At 46.5% G+C, this 6,503-nt stretch carries 3 protein-coding genes; 1 reads left to right on the top strand and 2 read right to left on the bottom strand.

Translation table 11 applies throughout. The features are described 5' to 3' along the window. Nucleotides 1-190: 190 nt before the first annotated feature. Complete coding sequence (gene hmpA / locus Q1A69_RS19420; RefSeq protein ID WP_299589345.1) at nucleotides 191-1,375, bottom strand: NO-inducible flavohemoprotein; 1,185 nt, start codon at nucleotides 1,373-1,375, stop codon at nucleotides 191-193. A gap of 553 nt (nucleotides 1,376-1,928) precedes the next feature. Between hmpA and norR the strand changes: the two genes are divergently transcribed. Then, complete coding sequence (gene norR / locus Q1A69_RS19415) at nucleotides 1,929-3,500, top strand: nitric oxide reductase transcriptional regulator NorR (protein ID WP_299589342.1); 1,572 nt, start codon at nucleotides 1,929-1,931, stop codon at nucleotides 3,498-3,500. Between the two features lie 577 nt (nucleotides 3,501-4,077). Here norR and Q1A69_RS19410 read toward each other — a convergent pair. Next, nucleotides 4,078-5,964, bottom strand: coding sequence for a hypothetical protein (locus tag Q1A69_RS19410; RefSeq protein ID WP_299589339.1), 1,887 nt, complete (start codon nucleotides 5,962-5,964; stop codon nucleotides 4,078-4,080). Nucleotides 5,965-6,503 lie beyond the last annotated feature (539 nt).

The raw sequence follows: 6,503 nt of genomic DNA, 5'->3' as shown, positions 1-6,503 counted from the left end.
GATCGTGTCATAGGGCACCTCTGCTGCGTAGTTTATCGCTTAAGAGAGTGTCCGTCTTTTGTGGGTAGGATCACCCCGCGCTGCAAAGCTTCAACTGGCAAGACGCCTTTGAACTGTAGGGTCTTGCCAGATAAAGCCATTGTAAACTGGGGATCATTAATGTGATCGTTTTCTGGTTTACTTTTTATATTTATATATCGCTATAGGGGCCAAACACCTCATAAAATATCCTGTCAGAATCCACCCTCAGGTCAACCAGCTGCTCTTTGATATTCTTCATAAATCCTGTAGGTCCGCACAAGTAGAACTGGCCTTGGGCAACGGGAAGTTGCTCGCGAACAAATTCCAGATTCATTAGCCCGGAAAAGGTACTTTCCTTTGCGCCCGATGTATACCAATAGTAGTGTTTGATATTGGAATTGTCCGACGCAAGGTCGGTGAGCCTCTTCTTGAAAGAGTGCTGCTCTTCCTTCTCGCAGGCGTGTAAGAAGGTGATTGGTCTGCTAGGTTCCTTTTCGTATAGGGATTCCAGCATAGAAAGTAAAGGGGTTACCCCAACACCGGCTGAGATCAGCACGATAGGTTTTACTGAGTCTCTCAGAAAGAAAGCTCCGCTCGGCGGGTAGGCCTCCAAGATATCCCCAATTTCCACCCTGTCATGTAAGAAAGAGGAGACAATACCATCTCTCGGCTGGGCCTCCCTTTTAACACTGATACGGTAAGTGGTGTTGTTAGGCTTATCGGAGAGTGAATATTGGCGAATTTCAATGTGGTCATGTGCTGGTGGCTTCACTTGAAGCCCAAGATATTGGCCTGGACGATAGCCAATAACAGTATCGCCGTCTTCAGGCTTTAGTGTAAAGCTGGTGACCAGTTCAGACTCAATAATTTTGTCCTTAACGATAAACTGCCTGGGCCCATACCAACCTCCGGCGGCATTTTTTGAGGCGTTATAGAGTTCTTGCTCTCTCTCCATTAACAGCTTTGCAAACAATGCATAAGCCCTCTGCCAAGCATCGATAACTTCGTTGGTAAAGGTGTCGGGTATAAATTCTTCTAATGTCGCCAGTAAATGTTTTCCGACGATGCCATATTGCTCAGGCTGAATAAAATAGCTGATATGCTTCTGGGCAACGCGTTCAATCAAAGGCTGAAGGGCGGGTAGATTGTCTATATTCTTTGAGAAGGTTGATATGGCACTGAAAAGGGCAAACGGCTGTTTGCCGCTTTCCTGATTGCTCATGTTGAAGATATTTTTTAACTCAGGGTTACAAGAAAACATTCTACGGTAGAAATATTTAGTAATATCTACGCCCGCACCATCGAGAATCGGACTAGTAGCTTTAACAATTTTGATTTCTCTAGATGTCAACATGATTTGCTCCTTTATACATCTAACGGAAAATTTATCGTGGACAATCCAAAACGGAGGTATCAGAAATCCGATACCTGAAAAAATTGCTGATCGTTGCGTTCAGCCAATTAGTGAAAAAGCAGCTGTTTATTTAACCTCTAGAGAGAGGCTATATTGTGCGACGCAGCGGCTTATGTATCCGATTTTTATAAGTGTTGCGCTGATGACCATAAAGATATGGCCAGCGACCTGTGCCGGAAGTGAAAAGTGGTGGGACATGGGATAGCAGATAACGACGGTTACTATCAGGAAGGGCACTGACAATAGAAGGGTAAGATTGCCAGCTTTAAGCAGGAGTTCGAAGCGTCTGCGCAGGAGTGGGTTTTCAGTGGCGAGCATTTTGACCTCTATGGCAATTCCAATCTCATTATTTTTGATAGCAAGCGCCATGCCAAAAATTTAAAATCTTACAAATCAATAAGTTACAGATATTTTAAGATTTTATCGTGTCATTTTGACCCAGTTAATGTGTATGTCATAATGACATCAATATTCTGTTTGGACTCATCGATAAATGACAGATATAAACGCCAACCTTCTATTGGAAGTAGCGCTGGATCTGGCTAACAGCCTGAATAACAGTGACCGCTTCGAACGCCTACTTTCCACCATTCGCAAGGCAATCAAGTGTGATGCCGTCGCATTGCTGGGGTTGAATGGGGATGTGCTCACCCCGTTAGCGGTGCAAGGACTTGCGAGACGAACGCTGGGGCGCCGCTTTATCGTCAGTGAGCATCCTCGACTTGCGCAAATTTGTGCCTCGGAAAACCCCGTTCGCTTTCCGTCGGACTGTGCTCTGCCCGATCCTTTTGATGGGTTGCTGTTGGATAGAGAAGGGGATCTGCCTGTGCACTCCTGTATGGGGTTGCCCCTCTATTCTGATAACCATCTTGTTGGCCTGCTAACCCTGGATAGTATGGCCGCAGATGCCTATGGACGAATTAGTGACCGAACTCTCGAATTGATTGCGGCCCTGTCAGCCGCCACACTGAAAACGGCCTTGGAATTAAAAGCGCTCTCACTTTCAGCAGAGCACGCCGAGCAGCTGGTGAAGGAGCTCACCCAAGAAGCCTTTTTGCGTGATGGTGGCGAGTTAATTGGCGAAAGCCAGGTGATAAAGACTTTACGCAGCGATATCGAACTGGTGGCCGGCTCCGACTACAACGTTCTGATTCTTGGAGAGACCGGTGTTGGTAAGGAGTTGGTGGCTCGCACTGTGCATAGACTCTCGCCACGCAGAGAGAAGCCCCTTGTTTATCTTAATTGCGCCTCTCTAACGGAGACCTTAGCGGAAGCGGAGCTTTTTGGGCACGCCAAAGGCGCCTTCACTGGGGCGGATCGCGAGAGGCCAGGTAAGTTTCTCCTGGCTAATGGTGGGACGATCTTCCTCGATGAAGTGGGCGAGCTGCCCCTGGCGGTGCAAAGTAAGCTGCTGAGAGTGTTGCAAAGTGGTGAGATCCAGCCGGTTGGTAAAGATACCGTTCAGCATGTGGATGTCCGTATCGTTGCTGCAACTAATCGGGAGCTATTAAAGGAGATTGAGGGTGGGGGGTTCAGGGCAGATTTATACCATCGGCTATCGGTTTATCCTTTGGAAGTGCCTCCTTTATCACAGAGAGAGAATGACGTTTTGTTGTTAGCGGATTACTTCCTGGAGAAGTCCCGGCGAAAGCTGGGCTTTCGCCAGCTAAGATTATCGGCAGATGCTTCCAGTAAGTTAAAGCGCTATGGTTGGCCGGGAAATGTGAGGGAGCTGGAGCATGTCATCAGCCGGGCAGCACTTAAGGCGAGAAAGGGTTCATCTCCCTCAGAGATTGTTTCACTCACCGCCGCGCACGTAGAGATTCCAGATGATATCACGGCTAAACCTGAAATTGAGAAGCCGATTCAATCACCGCTTGAAATAGTAAGCCTCAGGTCAGCGATTGAAGATTATCAGCGTGAACTTATAGGGCATATGTTGATCAAGTGTGACGGGAATTGGAGTAGGGCTGCGAAATTGCTTTCTGTGGATAGAGGGAACTTAGTTCGCCTTTCGAAGCGGTTGGGTATCTATATTAAAAAAGAAGTTGTGGGAGTGCAGTAATAGAGCTTTGCTCATTAAAGAATATGAAAGAGAGATATGCGAATAAAGATATTAGATTCCCAGTCGCAAGTACGGTTCTCGCTTTATTGGTTGGGCTAGTTACCTATAGCTGGGTGATTGTTGGTGGAGGCTGGCAGTGCTTCGGCACTTCTATTCCTGGGACAGTAAACGCTACTTGAACGGCATGCTTAAGCCTATTGTTGCCTGACTGACGCAGGGCTTTGAGTAATCTCGGCTTTCACCATACCGCCCACTATGCGGACGGTATGGTGTTTTTTTCTGCTCGAAACGCTCCTGCAGAGTGACCGCACATTACAATATTCTAAGGATTACATTCTAGCGGCTGCTGTTTTCATAAATCCAAATGAATGCCTTTATATTCTGATCAATAATTTCGCTAACCTTGGTAGCGAAGTCATAGTTGATCAGCGCCACTGTAATCCTGCACTGACAAAAGGCATTGTAATATAGCTACGCTGCTCTCTATCGAGCGCCCTCAAATAGAAACCTCCCCCCTAATGAAGTAGGCCGCCCTACTAACAGCGGAAGGCTTCAAATGCCTCGATATAATTATGAATCAAAATCCCTTTACTATGACTGGAGTACTACGATCAACAAAAGAGCCACTTTCACCTAGTTGGCCAAAGGCGTTATAGCCCCAGCAGCGTACTTGACCGCCATCCAGAACAACGCAGGTATGAGCATGGTTGCTTGAAATAGCGATAACATTTTTATCAAGGTTTGCCACCTGAACAGGTTCGCCTTCACTAGCTGGTAGATCATTACCGCTACCGAGTTTGCCAAAATATTTACTGCCCCAGCACCACACCTCCGAAGTGTCAGAAACAATACATGTGTGAGCACCCCCTGTTTCAATCATTACCGGGGTGACTGGCAGTGCAACTTCCACTGGTGTGGCACTGTATTGATTCCACCAATACTCTCCAGTAATACCCGGGCCTAGCTGACCAATAGCGCCGTTGCCCCAGCAGAACACCTTGTCGGTATTATCAATGATACAGCTATGGGAGCCTCCCGAGGAAATTGCCTTAGCATTGGATATTCCCACAACTGACGAGGGAGAGTGTTGCTGTAATAACCATGAGCCATCGCTATCACCGTCACCCAATTGCCCTTGAAAATCTGCCCCTAAACACTGAACAGCACCACTATCTAAAAGACCGCACGTATGTAGTCCCCCCGGACTCAGCTGAGTGGCCGTTTCCAATCCGGTAATCGTTGTGGCTCTTTCTCTGTTCGTTTCCTCAAGCGCAAGCTCTCCGCGTGGTGAATGGATTCTTGTGCGTCCCCAGCACACCGTGTCGCCCCCCGATTTTAGGCCACACATAACCGAATGGCTTCCTTCAATACTGACGACATCATCAATCGGATTATTATCTATACCAACAACATAAACTGGCGATGTTTCCATCATGGGCTCAGTTAACTCCCAAGCGTAACGCCAACTCCCGTCTACTCCATTACCCAATTGGGTGTAATAGTTAGCACCCCAGCACTGTACAGCACCACTTACAAGTACCGCACAGGTATGTGCGTAGCCGGCAGCGATATCAATAGCCGGTTCCGCAAGGCCAACAATGGTGCTGGGTTCACTTTTCCCTTTTAAAATTACTCCATTTTGTTCTGCGCCAGAGCCATCACCCAATTGCCCCCAATGCTTTGCGCCCCAACAACGAACCGATCCGCCTTCTAGTAATGCACAGGTGTGCAAACCTCCGGCGGCAACATCAATGGCGGTGTAAACCCCCTCAGAAACTTGCGTAGCAGCGACTTGTGCTCGCGCTAATAAGGAAGATTCAGCATTAAAATGATCGACCACTATTTTGTTATATCCGAGCCCTACACCATCGTCAACGCGATATTCACGAAAATAGCCCGCGGCAAAACGTCGCGGCGTTGGTTGATTTGAAGCTTGAAAATGCCCCCCAGATATTCCTTCATCCCAATCTAAGCGCGGAATCCATTCCATACCCATCGGATCACCATCCGCTCCGGGACCTCCAGCCGCATTTTGAGATGTAAAATTACAGATATCCCAGTGAGCAGCATCCATCCGAAAGGCCTCATAGGCCTCCAGCATGGCGCATTCAATTTTTGACGTGTCAAGCTCGTAAGGATCAAATCCAAAATAGGCTCTCCACCAGTTTTTTCTATCCCATAGGTAGGCATTGAGATTGGCAAAGCCGGTATACTCGTAAGGGTGCTCATCCCAATAAATGGGGTACTGAGGAAAAATACCCTCTCCTGTGTCTATTGTTTCGTTATCAAACTCAACCCCGAATGCTGTTGATCGATCGGAGAGAGGCTCAACCACCGCAATATCATTACTGTCATTCCCAGTGGAGGTACCACTACCACCACCACTGCAACTAATAGTCAAGGTAAGAGAAAGACTAAAAAGAAGCCTGGTAATGTATTTTTTTTTATGCCCCACAGATGACATCCTTGACCATATAGGCCGCTATAATATTAGGATGCAATTGTTGCATTAATATGCTTGAGTTAGTGTGATCCCGTTAAAGTAAAGATAATAAATATCGATTAAATCGTACGCTGGATATCATTAAAAGTGAAAAAAGATATCAAACCGTTAATAACGGCATGCTCATTGATTGCTTGTTTTAAGAGCAGCAGCGCTGCCCCTGTAATTATGAGGGGTTGAAAGTGGGCTATCTGTTTTCTCAAGAGGAACAAAGGATACTTCTTCGCTCCGATAGTTAAGGAACCTCGGAATAATTAAGAACCAATTTGGCAATATTCAGCTACCTGTAAAGACTACGATGAAACGAAAGTGGAGATAAATACGTATGGAGATCTGAACTCTGACTTGTGTGGTACGTGATGTAGGATTAGACACTTATCTTGCAGAGCGTTCTTAATACAGCACCAACAGTAACCATTCTAAGGAGACTCTGAAAAATGGCTTTCTAACTATGCATTAGGTTTCACACAGCAAAAAATGAATGTTTTTTAGTCAAAAAT

It is taken from the genome of uncultured Microbulbifer sp., from assembly GCF_947498635.1.
Taxonomy (GTDB): Bacteria; Pseudomonadota; Gammaproteobacteria; order Pseudomonadales; family Cellvibrionaceae; genus Microbulbifer; species Microbulbifer echini.
This window is presented reverse-complemented; position numbering and strand designations above follow the sequence as displayed.